Origin of the sequence: Guyparkeria hydrothermalis, assembly GCF_023555385.1 — a bacterium.
Classification (GTDB): Bacteria; Pseudomonadota; Gammaproteobacteria; order Halothiobacillales; family Halothiobacillaceae; genus Guyparkeria; species Guyparkeria hydrothermalis_A.
Map to the genome: position 1 here is coordinate 664,675 of NZ_JAJSED010000001.1, position 14,534 is coordinate 679,208.

The window sequence follows — 14,534 nt, forward strand, 5'->3', positions numbered from 1 at the left end:
CTTGCGTGGCACACCGCGTCGGAAGACATCAATCCGTCACGCACTCGGGCTCGACGATCAGCTCGATGTCGAAAAGCGTCCGCACCCGGTCCCGCACGTATTCCGCGAACCGAAGAAACGTCTCGCCAGTCGCCCCGCCGTAGTGTTGCAGCACCAGTGCGTGGCGTTCCGACACGCCGACTGCCCCGTCGCGATACCCCCGCAGGTCCGCCTGTTCGATCAACCACCCGGCCGGGATCTTGATTCCGCCCTCGACCGGGAATTGCGGCATTCCCGGCCAGCGATCGGCCAATGCCTGTGCACGGAGGGTCGACACGACGGGGTTGTGAAAAAAGCTGCCGGCACTGCCCGGCAACCCCGCCCGCCAGTCCGGCAGCTTCGCCAGACGAACCCGGGTGATCATCTGGGCGTATGCCAGCGGCGACATCGCCGCCGGGGGGCGGCCTTCCTTGTCCTGCCATGCGGCCACCGCCTCGGCAAGGCCGGGATAGGCGGTGGGCGGCCAGTCCGCCGGAGGCTTGGCGGAGAGTCTCAGCCCGACCCGCAGGATCAGCCAACGCCCCGACTCGGTCTTGAAACGACTGTCGCGGTAACGGAAATCGCAAGCATCGCGCTCCAGGCGCCGGACGGCACCTTCGTGACGATCCCAAGCGTCCACCCAGCGAACACGATCACCCAATTCGACGCCGTAGGCGCCGACGTTCTGCATCGGTGCGGCCCCAACAGTCCCCGGTATCTCGGCAAGCGCCTCGAGACCGAACCAGCCCCGTGCGGCCGTCTCTCGAACCAGGGCATCCAATCCCAGACCCGCCTCGGCGACGAGATCGACCTGGTCGGCGTCTTCGCTCTCGACCCACCAGCGAGACGCCGCCACACGGACGGTGCGCTCGACCTGCGATCGGACGAACACCACGTTCGATCCGCCACCGAAGATCCGGGTCGCCGGATCGGCGAGCCAACTTGCCACTTCGGGCTGCTCGAGCGTTTCGGGGTCAACGCGGTTGAGGATCAGTGCTCGCGAGGCGCGCGCCGGAAGCCGCAGCGTGTTTTCCAGCGGCATGTCGTTGTGCCACTCCCAGGCGGCCGGCGTACGACTCGAGTCAGTGGCCTTCATTCATCGCGACCATCGACCGGTTCGTCTTCGTTCGCCGCCGTGGTTTCCTCGGGGAGCTCGATCGGCGCCTCGCCATGCGTTATCACCTGGATGATCGACTCGACCACGATCTCGGGCTGGTTCATCGGCGGATGGTCGACATTGATCAGCTTCTGCTTCGATCGGCGTGTCGTGATCACCCCGCGGGTCTTCGCCTCGTCCGGCGGACAGACGCATACCCCCGGGATGCCCAGCGCGGCAGCCAGCCAACCGGTCAGGTTGTTGCCCGTCAGAACATACCGGCTCTGCGTCAGCCGGCGCTGCCACTCGGCCGCATCCTGCGGTGGTTCTGCATCGACGTCGTCGATGCTGACGCCCGTCTCGTCCAGTCGACGACGGATCAGCTCGACGCTATCGGACTCGAACGGCAGCGCGTCGAGATCGATAAGAAGATCGGTCACTACCGGCTCGGCCTCGATCGACAGGCCGTAGTCGGGGTTGAGGTCGTGCAGGGAATACTCGAGCACCGCGGCGAGCAACACCCGCACGGCCTGGACACGGTGCAGATCGTCGGGAATCGGGTACTGCGAGTTGTATGGCTGGCGAGTGGGCATCTTGCCCTTCGACGGTCGCGCGACGCCCACGGAGGTGGCATCAAACCGCTTGGTGACCGCGAGCGTCTCCGCCTCGCCATAGGGATCGATCACGTACTCAGCCTCGTTCAGCTGCGGGTGATCGCGCACGATCTCCTTCCATGCACGCGACACGCGCCACCCCTTGGGCGTCCAGCGTGAAGCGGTCAGTTGGTCGATATCGAAGGTCACGACATCATCGACCGCCGGGTGACGACGAAACCAGGCCGCGGCCTTGGGACCAGTGATGACACTGAACGCAAGGCCGGGACGGGCACGAACGGCGTCGGTAAGGGCGGGGAACGTCGGGATGACCTCGTCCGGGAGGTCGGGGGCGACTATCGCGATACGCATGCGGTCGGAGGTCCTGAAAAGAAAACCAGTGCCGTTGCCTGCGACTCCGTTCCCGGCGATGCGCGATACGCGCGGCCATCCCGGCCGCTGGCATGCATGCGCTCCCGTGGACGGTAACGCTCGGTTGCTCGAGGGATCGGAATCCAGGACGAGCCTGCATGCTAAACTGCCGCGCCTCGAATCACCAATGCCGCCCCCGGGATCGCCGCTTCGCGCGGCCCACAGCGTCCCGGCCAGTCACAACGTTCACGGAAACTCGGACCCGCATGGACAACCAACGCCGGATTCTCGTTACCTCCGCCCTGCCCTATGCCAACGGCCCCCTTCACCTCGGGCACATCATCGAGACCATCCAGACGGATATCTGGGTGCGCGCGCAAAAGCTGTTCGGCAACGACTGCCGCTACGTCTGTGCCGACGACACCCACGGCACCCCGATCATGCTGCGCGCCAAGCAGGAAGGGATCACGCCCGAGGAGCTGATCGCGAAGATCCACCAGCTTCACGAGGCGGATTTCGACGGCTTCGGCATCGGCTTCGACAACTTCGGCAGCACGCATACCGACGACAACCGACGCATGGCCGAGGAGATCTTCGGCAAGCTCGATGCCGCTGGTCTGATCAGTCGTAAGACCATCAAGCAGGCCTTCGACGAGACTGAGCAGATGTTCCTGCCGGATCGCTTCATCAAGGGCACCTGCCCCAAGTGCGGCTCGGACGACCAGTACGGCGACAACTGCGAGGCCTGCGGGGCGACCTATTCGCCGACCGAGCTCAAAAACCCGAAGTCGGTCCTCTCCGGGACCACGCCGGTCGAGCGCGATTCGGAGCACTATTTCTTCGACTTGCCCAAGATCGGCGACCGGCTCAAGACCTGGCTCGACGAGGCCGAGGTCCAGCCCTCGATCAAGGCCAAGCTCAACGAGTGGTTCGAGTCCGGCCTGCAGTCGTGGGACATCTCGCGCGATGCGCCCTACTTTGGCTTCGAGATCCCGGGCGCGCCGGGCAAGTTCTTCTACGTCTGGCTGGACGCGCCGATCGGCTACATCGGCTCGTTCATCGAGCTGGCCCGCCGCGAAGGGCTGGACTTCGATGCCTTCTGGGGCAAGGATGCCGACACCGAGCTGGTGCACTTCATCGGCAAGGACATCGCCTACTTCCACACCCTGTTCTGGCCCGCGACCCTGATGGGTGCCGGCATGCGCACCCCCGACGCGATCCACGCGCACGGCTTTCTCACCCTCAACGGCGAGAAGATGAGCAAATCGCGCGGCACCTTCATCAAGGCCAAGACCTACCTCGAACACCTCGATCCCGAGGCGCTGCGCTATTATTTCGCCGCCAAGCTGGGTTCAGGCATCGACGACATCGACCTCAATCTCGAGGACTTCCGCTACCGGGTGAATGCCGATCTGGTAGGCAAGGTGGTCAATATCGCCAGCCGCTGCGCGGGTTTCATCAAGAAGCACTTCGACGGCCGGCTGGCCGACGCGCTCGAGCGCCCGGAACTGCATCGCGAAATGACCGAGGCGGCCGCCGGCATCGCCGAGCGTTACGAGCGCCGCGAATACTCGGCCGCGATGCGCGAGATCATGGCGCTGGCCGACCGGGCCAACCAGTACATCGACGAGCGCAAGCCGTGGGTACTGGCCAAAGACGAGGCCACCCGCGACGAGGTGCAATCGATCTGCACCGACGGCATCAACGCCTTCGCCGTGCTGATGACCTACCTCTCGCCGGTACTGCCAAAGCTGGCCGCCAAGGCCGCCGAGTTCCTCAATATCGAAGCGCTCAGCTGGCAGGGGCTGTCCGAACCGCTGCTGGACCACCAGATCAACAAGTTCAAGCCGATGATGCAGCGCATCGAGGAATCCTCGCTCGAGGCCCTGCTCAAGGCAGCTAAGCAGGATGCCGCCGACGAGGCGAAGGCCAAGGCTGGTGGTAACGCGCCGGCGAAAAAGGCCGAAAAGCGCGAGATAGAGCCGATTGCCGAGACCATCGACATCAAGCAGTTCGGCGCCGTCGACCTGCGGATCGCGAAGATCCTCGAAGCGGATCACGTCGAGGGGGCGGACAAGCTGCTGCGCCTGTCGCTCGACATCGGCGAGGAGCGCCCGCGACAGGTGTTCGCCGGCATCAAGGCCGCCTACGACCCGGCCTCCCTCGTGGGTCGACACACCGTGATGGTCGCCAACCTCGCGCCGCGCAAGATGAAGTTCGGCCTCTCCGAGGGCATGGTTCTCGCCGCCGGCTCCGGTGGCTCCGACCTTCACATCCTCTCGCCGGATGAAGGAGCCACGCCGGGCACGCGCGTGAAGTAACGACCGCCCCGATCGGTTTCCCGAACGCCCCACGCCGCCGGCCTGGGGCGTTTTTGTTGGACGGGTTCACTGATGCCTATGGAAGCCGAATATTGTGGATGCCGGGATGACAAATGCCGTCATCCATGTATAATGTGCGCCATACCAGACGCGGGATGGAGCAGTCCGGTAGCTCGTCGGGCTCATAACCCGAAGGTCGCAGGTTCGAATCCTGCTCCCGCAACCAGATCGAAAAGACCCCGGCATCCGCCGGGGTTTTTTATTGCCGCCACCAATGGCTTTCTACCAAGGGCTTCGCCGGTTGAATTTCCCTTGACAGACTACCGGCGCTGCGTACAATGCGCGCCATACCAGACGCGGGATGGAGCAGTCCGGTAGCTCGTCGGGCTCATAACCCGAAGGTCGCAGGTTCGAATCCTGCTCCCGCAACCAGATCGAAAAAAGCCCCGAGGCACCGCTTCGGGGCTTTTTTTTGCGGTTCAGCTGGACGGGGCCCGTCGATTGACCACGGCGAGCACGCTGGCGGTCAGTGCCGGCAGGAACGTCAGGGTCACCACGGCCGCACCGAGCAGACCGAACATCACGATCACGCCCACCCCCCGGTACAGCTCGGTACCCTCCCCCGGAATCAGCACCAGCGGCGACAGGCCGCTCAACGTGGTCAGCGTCGTCATCACGATCGGGCGCAGGCGCACCGAAACGGCGTGCATCACGGCCGAAACCGCATCGCTTTCCTCCGCCAGGCTGCGCCGCGCCTGTTCGACCAGCAGAATCGGGTTGTTGACCACCGTGCCCATCAGGATCAGAAAGCCCAGCATCGTGATCATGTCGAAGGGCTGGCTGATCGCCGGCAGGCCGACAAGCGGCAGCAACTTGCCGACCAGATTCATCAACGCCAATCCCGCGATGCCGCCGGCGATGCCCAAGGGGATCGCGGTCATGATCAAAAGTGGATAGCGCCAGTGGGTGAAGATCGCGACCAGAAGCAGGTAGATGATCGCCAGCGCAATCACGAAATTGCCGGCGAGCGCCTCGCGCGTGGCATCGAGCTGATCGCTCGCCCCCGAAAGGGATAACGTCACTCCGGCGGGAATCTCGCCGGCGGCGCGCATCTCGCCGACCAACTCGTCGCGCACCCGTTGCACGCCCGTCTCCAGCGCCACCGATTCGGGCGGAATGATGTCCAGGGTCACCATCCGCTTGCCATCGACGCGGCGGACGATGCTGGTATCGACGGTCGTCTCGATATCCGCGACGCTCGAAAGTGGCAGGCTCGGCCCGCGCGGGCTCTTGATCAGGATCTCGTCCAGCCGTGCCAGGCGGGGGTCGCGACCGCCGGCGCCGTAGAGGTAGATATCGATCTTGTCGTCGTCGAGGAAGAAATCGTCGACGTAGGCGCCCTCGGTCAACGCCGATACCGTGAAGCCGATCGCCTCGAGGCCGAGCCCCAGTTCCGCTGCCCGATCCCAGTCGGGCCGGATCTCGACCAACGGTTGCGCCAGTTCCAGCGTCGACGGTCTCGTCTGGATGCGCGGCTGGTCGAAGATCGTCTCGGCCCGTGTGTAGGCCCGTCGCGCGACACGGTAGATATCGACCAGATCCGACCCGGCGATATCGAGACTGATACTGCGCGTGCCGCCATCGTTGCTGGAAATGATCGACCCCTTGGCCGCGAAGGCGCGCATGCCCGGGAACTGCTCGTAGAACCGCGTGATCTCGTCCATCAGGGCTTCGATGTGGTTCGGGTCGATCGTCTCGGCGATCACGCGCAGGTTCGTGGGCTGGACCAGCAGCACCATCATGCGGATCGGGGGCACCGGCGTCTCACCGTTTTCGAAGGCCGCGGCATCGGCCTGGACCGCCGGAACGAGGTGATCCTCGACCTGCTGAGCGATCCCTCGCATTTCCTCGAGGCTGTACCCCGGCGGCGCGCTCATGGTGGCGAAGGTCTTGGGCTCCTCGCCCTCCGGCAGATATTCGGCCGGTGGTGTCAGGAAGATCACGATCGCCGCACTCACCCCGAGCACGACAGCCATCGTCACCCCCCGCCGCCACGGCGCCGAGATCAGGGCACGGATCATCGACTGGAGCGCCCCGTGCCAACCTGGCTCTCCGTCACGCGGCGAAGCCGAACGACCGAATGCCAGTCGGGCACCGAGGGTGGGGACCAGCGTGATGGCCACAAGCATCGAGGCGATGATCGCCGAAGCGATCGCGATGGCCACATCCGAGTACAGCTGACCGGCCTCCTCCTGGATGAACAGGATTGGCAGGAACACCAGAACGGTGGTGGAGGTAGAGGCCAGTACCGCCGGCCAGACCTCGCGCACGCCCTGCACGGCGGCCTCGAACCGCTCCATGCCGCCTCGGCGCAACCGCTCGATGTTCTCCAGCACCACGATGGTGTTGTCCACCGTCATGCCGATCGCGAAGGCGACACCGGCCAGCGAGATGACGTTGATCGTCCGGCCGGTGACCATCAGTCCCAGGAATGCGGCAATCGCGCACAACGGGATGCCCACCACCCCGATCAGGGTCGCCCGCCCGGATCGAAGGAACAGGTACATCACCAGGGTGGCGAACGCCGCCCCGATGCCGAGGTTGGTCCAGACATTCCGGATCGACGCCTCGACGTAACGCGCATCGTCGGTATTGAGCTCGAGCTGCATGCCGGCCGGTTCGAGAATCTCGGCGTTGATGCCTTCGACCTCGGCGAGCATGCCGTGCTTGATGTCGATCACGTTTGAGCCGCTCTCGCGGCGCACCTGCAGACCGATTACCTTCTCGCCGTTAACGAATGCCAGCGAGCGTTGCCTCGCCCCGCCCTGCTCGACCCGGGCGACATCACCCAGACGGATCACGCTGTCGCCGCGCCGGGTAATGACGAGTTGCTCGAGCTCCTCGGCCGTGGCAAAGCGGCCGACGGTGCGCAACAGGTAGCGGCGCTTGCCGGCATCGACTTCGCCACCGGAGATGTCCTGGTTGCGCGCACGAATGGCATCTCGAAGGTCGATCAGCGTCAGGCCGCGCCGGGCGAGCTGCCGTTCGTCGACGTGGATCTGCATCTGGCGCTCGGTGCCGCCGCGCAAGGTGACCTCCGAGACGCCCGGCACGCTCTCCATGCGCGGCCTGACTTCGTCGTTGACGAAATCGCGCATCAGGTCGATCTCGAGACCTCGCGGATTGTCCGGCAGGGTCGACACACGGAAGTACATGAAGGCGTTGGAGGAGAACGAGGTGGCGGCAATGCGCGGTTCGTCGACATTGCGCGGATAGTCGGGTACCTGACTCAAGGCGTTGTTCACCTCGATCAACGCCTCGGTGATATCGGTGCCGTAGGGGAATTCCAGCTCGATCTCGGCCCGGTCGCTCGTCGCCGTCGCGTTGAGTTCCGCCAGCGCCGGAATGGTGCGCAGGTAACGCTCCTGCTCGATGAGGATCTCTTTCTCGATGTCCTGGGGCGTGGCACCGGGCCAGCGTGTCTCGACCGTGATGGTCCGAACGTCGAGATCCGGGATCATCTGCACCGGGATGCGCAGTGCGGCAACCGCGCCCAGAATGGCCACGATCAGCGTGATCACCGCCACGAGCGTGCCGTGGCGTGCGATGGCCGCGAACATCAGTGTGTTTCCTCATCCGTCGGACGAACCGTCATCCCCTCGGACAACGCCTCGTTGCCCTTGACCACGACGGCCGCGCCGGGCTCGATACCGCGCGTCACGATGACACGTTCATCGAAGCCACCGGACAGCGTCACCGACCGTTCGGCGACCGTGTCGCCGTCACCGGTGACGATCCAGACAGTGGTGCGTCCGTCAGGGTAGCGTTGCACGGCATCACGTGCCACGGTCAGGCCGTGACGCCCGGTGGGCAACCGCAGTCGACCTTCCACCGCCATCCCCGGCAGTAGCGTCTGGTTGACCTCGGGCTCACCGCGCACCAGGAAGGTCCGATCGGTGGAGTCCGTTACCGGCACTACGGTCGCGATCCTCGCTTCGCTCCAGCCCGCGGCGCTGCCGTCATCCGGCCGATAGGCAAGCTCCGCCTCGTCGCCGAGCAGCCCGTGGAAGCGTTGCGGCACCGGGAAATCCAGTCGGATAACGTCCAGGTCGACGAGCACGAACAGCGGGTCGCCCGGATCCACCCACTCGCCGCGCTCGGCCTGGCGAGTGACGATGACCCCGTCGAAAGGGGCGTCGACACGCAACTTCGCCACGCGGGCTTCACCTCGGGCCACCGCGGCGTTCAGGCGCGACTCCCGGGCGTCGGCCTGCGCAAGTGACGCGGCACGTGCCTGCACTTCGGTCTCGGCAATATGGCGCCCCGCTCCGACCGAACGGGCCTCACGTAGCCGGCGAGCGGCCTCGCGACGGGCCGCTGTGGCTTCACGTCGCTGGGCCTCAAGCTCATCCAAGGCGAGTCGTTCAAGCTCCGAATCCAGTTCGAGCAACGGGGTGCCGGCGACGACCTGATCGCCCGCATCGACGAACACGCCATCCACCAACCCGCCGATCTGCACGGACAGCTCGGCTTCATGCAGGCTTCTGACTGTTCCGTCGAGAGTCACGACCTCGACGATTTCCGTGCGCTGGGCCGTCTCGACGACCACCTGGGGCGGACTTGCCGCGTCGACCGGAGGCTGCCCGAGAAGAGACAACCCGACCAACAGCATGGCCAGCCGGGCGGTTTTCGGGGAAACGGGCGTGATCATGATGGCGGGAGACTCCTCCGTGTCGCGGCGGGATAGGCGCTCCTATCCCATCGGGCAACATGCGTTCAATCGCATCAAGCCTAGTCCAGCGCCCGGCCTTGCTGCCACCCGTGCCGGGAGTTCACCACAAAAAACCCGTCGACCCTCGCTCAGTACGGGCCAACGGGCTAGCGGTGCGTGCCCAGCGACCGGAGTTATTCGGTCGATATCACGACTGTTCACTGCATTCGTAGAATCCTCGATAGCCGGCGGTGAGGCCCTGCTCGAGTTCGAAGACCAGTTCCGAGTCGGATCGCCAGTCCTTGTCGTTGCCCAAGGGCTTCACGTTCACGGAGATGCCCGGCGCGGAAAACGCGCCCTCCTGCCCTTCCGGCTCGAGCGGCACGATGACACCGTTCAGCTTGACCGCGGCGGGGCCTTGCTCTCCCACCCAGAGAATCGGTTCGGACTCGGGGCTGCGCTTGAACCGACATGCCGGCACGGATTGGAGTGCCTGCTGTGCTTCGCTCTTGGGCAGTTGCGCGAGATCCATCCCTTCGAGCAGGGTATTCGAAAGGACGGTCTCCATCGTGCCGACCTTGGCCGGCGGATCACGGTAGATGTCGTCCACCACGTTGCCGCGGGAAACGTCCGCAATGAGGTATCGCATCTCGGCAATCTCCTTGCGCTGTGCATCCGTGATCTCGCGGGCAAGCTTTTCCACTCGCGCGTCACGAATCTGAGCGCGCTCGGACGTCATCACCGCGATGGAGTGGTGCGGAATCATCGCGCGCATGTAGCTCTCGCCGCTGACGGTGGCCTGGCTGCGAACGAGCCAGAGCATCGCACCAAAAACCACGATCGCGCCCAGGAATATGGCGACATTCAACCGCTTGTTGGAGTACATGCCCAGCATGTAGGCCAGCATGATGACGGCCATGGTGGCGCCCATCATGATCGCCATGTAGGTCCGTGTCTCCGAGAAGAAGAGATGCTCCCAGGCGTAGGTGTTCAGGTACATCAGGATGAACATCACCACGGTCGAGGTGAGGATCATCAGGCCGAAACGCACATAGGACATGGAGGGCCTCCTTTCAATCGGTGACGACAGCGAGCTCAACGCCTTGGACCAAAAGCGCCGACCGCGCTTACAGCCTAGGCCATCAGGCCTAATGGGGCTGTCCGTGTGAAGCACGCCTTCGCGGTAGACCGCCTGAAGCACAGCCTGTTCCCAAGCCCGAACTTACGTATGCGTAACGCTGGCAGTGTCACCCCGCCCGGTCCGCCCGATCGTGGGCGAAAATGCTAACCTGCCGGGTTCAACGAATCCCGACTTACCATCCAATGCGCCGAGAGCCGAGAATGTCCAATCCCCTGCTCGATACCCCCGACCTGCCCGCCTTCGACCGCATCGAACCGGCACACATCGAGCCGGCGATCGACCGAATACTCGCCGACAACCGCCGCGCAGTCGCCGAGCGTCTCGACCAGGGCGCGCCCTTTAGCTGGGACAATTTCGTCGCGCCGATGGAAGCCCTCGACGACCGTCTCGACCGGGCCTGGTCGCCAGTTAGCCACCTGAACGCGGTGGTCAACACCCCGGAGCTCCGACAGGCCTACGAAGCCTGTCTGCCGAAGTTGTCGGACTACGCCACCGAGCTCGGACAGAACGAGGCACTGTTCGCCGCCTATCGCGCCGTGAGCGAACGCGATGACTTCAGCGAGCTTTCCGTCGAGCAGCGTCGGGTCGTCGACAACGCCCTGCGTGATTTCCGCCTCGCCGGTGTCGATCTCCCGCCGAGCGACAAGGAGCGCTACAAGGCGCTCAAGAGCGAGCTGTCGCAACTTACCACCCGCTTCGCCAACAACCTGCTCGATGCCACCAACGCCTGGTCACTGGACATTGACGACGAGAGCCGACTGGCCGGCCTGCCCGAGTCGGCGCGTGCCATGTTCCGTGCCGCCGCCGACCGTGACGGCCAGTCCGGTTGGCGGGTGACGCTCGAGATGCCGAGCTTTCTGGCCGTGATGACACATGCCGAAGACCGTTCGCTGCGCGAGACTCTCTACGAGGCGTTCGTCACCCGGGCTTCGGATGTCGGCCCGCACGCCGGCGAATGGGACAACGGTCCGGTGATGGACCGTATTCTGGCCATCCGTCACGAACTCGCGCAGCTGCTGGGTTTCGACAACTACGCCCAGCGTTCGCTGGCCACCAAGATGGCCTCCGACCCGGCACAGGTGTTGGGCTTCCTGCAGGATCTGGCCGACCAGGCCGTGCCGCGGGCGCGTCAGGAGCTCGGCGAGCTTGAAGCATTCGCACGGGAAAGCGGCGGGCCGGATGCGCTTCGCCCCTGGGACGTCGCCTTCTACGCCGAGAAGCTGCGTGAAGCGCGCTTCGACATTTCCCAGGAGCAGATCAAGCCCTACTTCCCGGCCGACCGGGTGGTCGACGGCCTGTTCGCCGTGGTCGGACGACTGTTCGGCATTCGGGTCCGCGAGCGCACCGACGTGCCCACCTGGCACCACGATGTGCGCTTCTTCGAGATCGAGGACCGTGACGGCCGACCGCGGGGTCGCTTCTACCTCGACCTGTACGCCCGACCGCACAAACGTGGCGGAGCCTGGATGGCCGGGGCGATTCAGCGCCGCCGTCTACCCGATGGCAGCATCCAGCAGCCGGCGGCGTTTCTGACCTGCAACTTCACTCCGCCGGTTGATGGCAAGCCGTCGCTGCTGACCCATGACGAGGTCACCACCCTGTTCCACGAGTTCGGCCACGGCCTTCACCATCTGCTCACGCAGGTGGAAGCCGCCAGCGTCGCCGGTATCAGCGGTGTCGCCTGGGATGCGGTCGAGCTGCCCAGCCAGTTCCTTGAGAACTGGTGCTGGGAGCGCGAGGCGCTCGACCTGTTCGCGCGCCACCACGAGACCGGCGAACCCCTGCCGCAGGAACTATTCGAGCGGCTTCGGGCATCACGCCAGTTCCAGGCCGGCATGCAGATGGTTCGACAGCTAGAATTTTCGCTGTTCGACCTGCTGCTTCACCAGGACTACGATCCGGCCACCGGCGCGCGCATCCAGGAGACGCTCGACGAGGTCCGGCGTTCGGTCGCGGTGATGCACCCGCCGGCCTACAACCGCTTCCAGCACGGTTTTGCACACATCTTCGCCGGTGGCTACGCAGCCGGTTACTACAGCTACAAGTGGGCCGAGGTGCTCTCCGCCGATGCCTGGTCGCGCTTCGAGGAAGACGGCGTGTTCAACGAGCGCACGGGCGCGGATTTCCTCGTCCACATTCTCGAGCGTGGCGGTAGCGAAGACCCGATGGCCCTGTTCAAGGCCTTCCGCGGTCGGGAACCGAGCATCGAACCGCTGCTCCGTCAGCACGGCATCAAGGCCTCGACGGAGAATCACGCGTGAACCTGATCGCCGATCGGTCGCAGAAAGCCGGTGCCCTGCAATGGCTCGTCGGCGGGGCCGCCGTGTTCATCCTGCTCGCGGGCCTGCAGACCGTCAGCCATATCGTCACACCGTTTCTGCTCGCGGCCTTCCTCGCGATCATCAGTGCCCCGCCGCTGGCGTGGATGCAGCGCCACGGCGTGCCGGGGATCATCTCGATCCTGGTGCTGTTCTCGCTGGTAGGCCTGGCATTCTTCCTTCTGTTTCTCGCCCTGCAGGGGGCGGCCGAGAGCCTTGCAAACCAGGCGCCGGCCTACCAGGCCAAGCTCGCTGGTTGGCTGGAGCAACTTCGCACCATGCTCGCCGAACGCGGCGCGCCCCCCGAGCTGCTGCCGGACCGCCTGCCCCTGCCGCAGACCAGCACCATTACCGGGACGGCCACCGGCATTGCCACCGGCCTCGGTCAGTTTACGGCCAGCACGCTGCTTGTCCTGCTGGCATTCATGTTCCTGCTGCTGGAGGAACGCACGCTGGCCGAGAAGCTCGAGGCAGCGTTTCCCGGACGGCGGCGCGCCCGTGTCCGCACGCGCCGGTTCCTGCGCTCGGTTTACCGCTACCTGCTGATCAAGACCGGGGCGAGCGTGCTCACCGGTCTGCTCGTGGGTGCGGGGTTGAGCTGGCTCGGAATCGATTTCGCCATCCTGTGGGGCATCGTTGCCGGCCTGCTCAATTTCATCCCCACCATCGGTTCGTTCATTGCCGCGGTTCCCGCATTGCTGGTGACCATCGTCGGCGGCTCGCCGATCGACATCCTGTTCGTCGGCGCCCTCTACTTGGTAGTCAATGTCAGCATCGGCAGCATTCTGGAGCCGCGCCTGCTCGGTCGCAGCCTCGGGCTGTCGCCGGTGATCGTGTTGATCTCGCTGCTGGTCTGGGGATGGGTGTTCGGGCCGGTGGGCATGCTGCTGGCCGTGCCGCTGACCATGATCGCCAAGCTCGCCCTCGATTCCAGTCCGCAGACCCGCTGGGCCGGCATCCTCTTGAGCGACCGGGTGCGCCGAGCCCCCTCGGATCAGACCACCTCGCGGCATGGCAGCTGACCAAGCACCGCGGCGGGATTCCGGGCGCCGTGATGACTCGGGCAATTCACGCCGCGTCGAATCCAGCCAGACCGGCCCTCACGAGGCGCTACGCGCCCGACTCCAACGGCATGCAAAGGGGCAATTCGACAAGCCGATTGCCGACTACAACCGTGCGGCCTTCGATACCGTCGCCCGACGCGTGGCGGACGATGGTCGCCCCCTGATCCTCGATTCGGGCTGCGGGACCGGGGACAGCACGCGCGAGCTCGCGAGGCATTACCCGGATCACCTCGTGGTCGGCGTCGACCGTTCCGCCGATCGCCTCGCTCGCCAGCGGGACGACACGCCGCCCAACTGCCTCCTCACGCGCGCCGACCTGGTCGATTTCTGGCGACTGGCGCGGCAGGCCGGCTGGCATCTCTCGCAACACTACCTGCTTTACCCCAATCCCGAGCCGAAGGCCCGTCACCTCAAGCGGCGCTTTCACGCTCACCCGGTCTTTCCCGACCTCGTCGCCCTCGGCGGTCGGATCGAATCGCGGAGCAACTGGCGCATCTACCTCGAGGAGCTGGCGATCGCGCTGGCGTTCCATGGACGACAAACACGCCTGAGCACTCTAGAGGCGCAGCCCCGCCCACTGACGCTGTTCGAGCGCAAGTACCAGGCGAGTGGTCAACCGCTCTGGTGTCTGGAAACCATTGACGTTCCTCACTTACCGGACGACCGGGATGACAGTCCCGGACGATAGCGGTCGATAATCATCGATAATCCCGCTCATTTCCCATGGGACCGCAAATGGAGGGCAGTGCCGGCCCATCGGTTAATCGTCGGATTTGACAATGACGTTAGGCTGGACGAGGCAAACCGCCGCAATCCGCCCTCGGACAATCATCGATATTGGTGCCTATACTCCATTCGGTCTGAACTGTGTCCGAGGAAGGATGCATTTACAGCGGCAAA

Annotated in this window: 8 protein-coding genes, 2 tRNA genes and 1 pseudogene; 6 read left to right on the plus strand and 5 right to left on the minus strand. The window is 64.9% G+C overall.

Annotated features, from left to right (window positions below):
• Positions 1 to 28: 28 nt before the first annotated feature.
• Together murB and LV476_RS03175 are read right to left on the minus strand one after the other, a co-directional pair.
• A complete protein-coding gene (gene murB, locus LV476_RS03170; RefSeq protein WP_250073274.1) occupies positions 29 to 1,114 on the minus strand; it encodes a UDP-N-acetylmuramate dehydrogenase in 1,086 nt (361 codons plus the stop codon).
• Positions 1,111 to 2,079, minus strand: a complete 969-nt coding sequence (locus LV476_RS03175; protein ID WP_250073275.1) for a glycosyltransferase family 9 protein — start codon at positions 2,077 to 2,079, stop codon at positions 1,111 to 1,113. The genes murB and LV476_RS03175 overlap by 4 nt, the downstream gene beginning before the upstream one ends.
• A gap of 245 nt (positions 2,080 to 2,324) precedes the next feature.
• On the opposite strand from LV476_RS03175, the pseudogene metG reads away from it, so the two are divergent.
• The 3 genes and pseudogenes from metG to LV476_RS03190 all read left to right on the plus strand — a co-directional run.
• Positions 2,325 to 4,400, plus strand: a pseudogene (gene metG / locus LV476_RS03180) (methionine--tRNA ligase); the annotation flags it as partial.
• Positions 4,401 to 4,549: 149 nt separating this feature from the next.
• A tRNA-Met gene (locus LV476_RS03185) sits at positions 4,550 to 4,626 on the plus strand.
• Between the two features lie 129 nt (positions 4,627 to 4,755).
• A tRNA-Met gene (locus LV476_RS03190) sits at positions 4,756 to 4,832 on the plus strand.
• Between the two features lie 47 nt (positions 4,833 to 4,879).
• Here LV476_RS03190 and LV476_RS03195 read toward each other — a convergent pair.
• From LV476_RS03195 to LV476_RS03205, 3 genes are all read right to left on the minus strand, one after another.
• On the minus strand, positions 4,880 to 8,020 hold the full coding sequence (locus LV476_RS03195; RefSeq protein WP_250073279.1) for an efflux RND transporter permease subunit: 3,141 nt from the start codon (positions 8,018 to 8,020) through the stop codon (positions 4,880 to 4,882).
• Entirely contained in the window at positions 8,020 to 9,111 is a 1,092-nt protein-coding gene (locus LV476_RS03200) for an efflux RND transporter periplasmic adaptor subunit (RefSeq protein WP_250073288.1), read from the minus strand. The genes LV476_RS03195 and LV476_RS03200 overlap by 1 nt, the downstream gene beginning before the upstream one ends.
• Positions 9,112 to 9,319: 208 nt before the next feature.
• The gene (locus LV476_RS03205) at positions 9,320 to 10,171 is read right to left on the minus strand and encodes a DUF305 domain-containing protein (protein ID WP_250073292.1); all 852 of its coding nucleotides are present in this window, start codon (positions 10,169 to 10,171) and stop codon (positions 9,320 to 9,322) included.
• Between the two features lie 281 nt (positions 10,172 to 10,452).
• Between LV476_RS03205 and prlC the strand changes: the two genes are divergently transcribed.
• From prlC to trmB, 3 genes are read left to right on the plus strand one after another with little or no spacing between them, the layout of a single operon-like run.
• Positions 10,453 to 12,513: an oligopeptidase A gene (gene prlC, locus LV476_RS03210; RefSeq protein WP_250073295.1), complete on the plus strand. Its 2,061-nt coding sequence runs from the start codon at positions 10,453 to 10,455 to the stop codon at positions 12,511 to 12,513.
• Positions 12,510 to 13,592: an AI-2E family transporter gene (locus tag LV476_RS03215; RefSeq protein WP_250073305.1), complete on the plus strand. Its 1,083-nt coding sequence runs from the start codon at positions 12,510 to 12,512 to the stop codon at positions 13,590 to 13,592. Before prlC ends, LV476_RS03215 begins: the two co-directional genes overlap by 4 nt.
• Positions 13,582 to 14,322, plus strand: coding sequence for a tRNA (guanine(46)-N(7))-methyltransferase TrmB (trmB, locus tag LV476_RS03220; RefSeq protein WP_250073307.1), 741 nt, complete (start codon positions 13,582 to 13,584; stop codon positions 14,320 to 14,322). The genes LV476_RS03215 and trmB overlap by 11 nt, the downstream gene beginning before the upstream one ends.
• Positions 14,323 to 14,534 lie beyond the last annotated feature (212 nt).

Coding starts and splice junctions, on each gene's coding strand:
- murB (WP_250073274.1), bottom strand. CDS start 1,114: ATGAAGGCCACTGACTCGAGTCGTACGCCGGCCGCCTGGGAGTGGCAC.
- LV476_RS03175 (WP_250073275.1), bottom strand. CDS start 2,079: ATGCGTATCGCGATAGTCGCCCCCGACCTCCCGGACGAGGTCATCCCG.
- LV476_RS03195 (WP_250073279.1), bottom strand. CDS start 8,020: ATGTTCGCGGCCATCGCACGCCACGGCACGCTCGTGGCGGTGATCACG.
- LV476_RS03200 (WP_250073288.1), bottom strand. CDS start 9,111: ATGATCACGCCCGTTTCCCCGAAAACCGCCCGGCTGGCCATGCTGTTG.
- LV476_RS03205 (WP_250073292.1), bottom strand. CDS start 10,171: ATGTCCTATGTGCGTTTCGGCCTGATGATCCTCACCTCGACCGTGGTG.
- prlC (WP_250073295.1), top strand. CDS start 10,453: ATGTCCAATCCCCTGCTCGATACCCCCGACCTGCCCGCCTTCGACCGC.
- trmB (WP_250073307.1), top strand. CDS start 13,582: ATGGCAGCTGACCAAGCACCGCGGCGGGATTCCGGGCGCCGTGATGAC.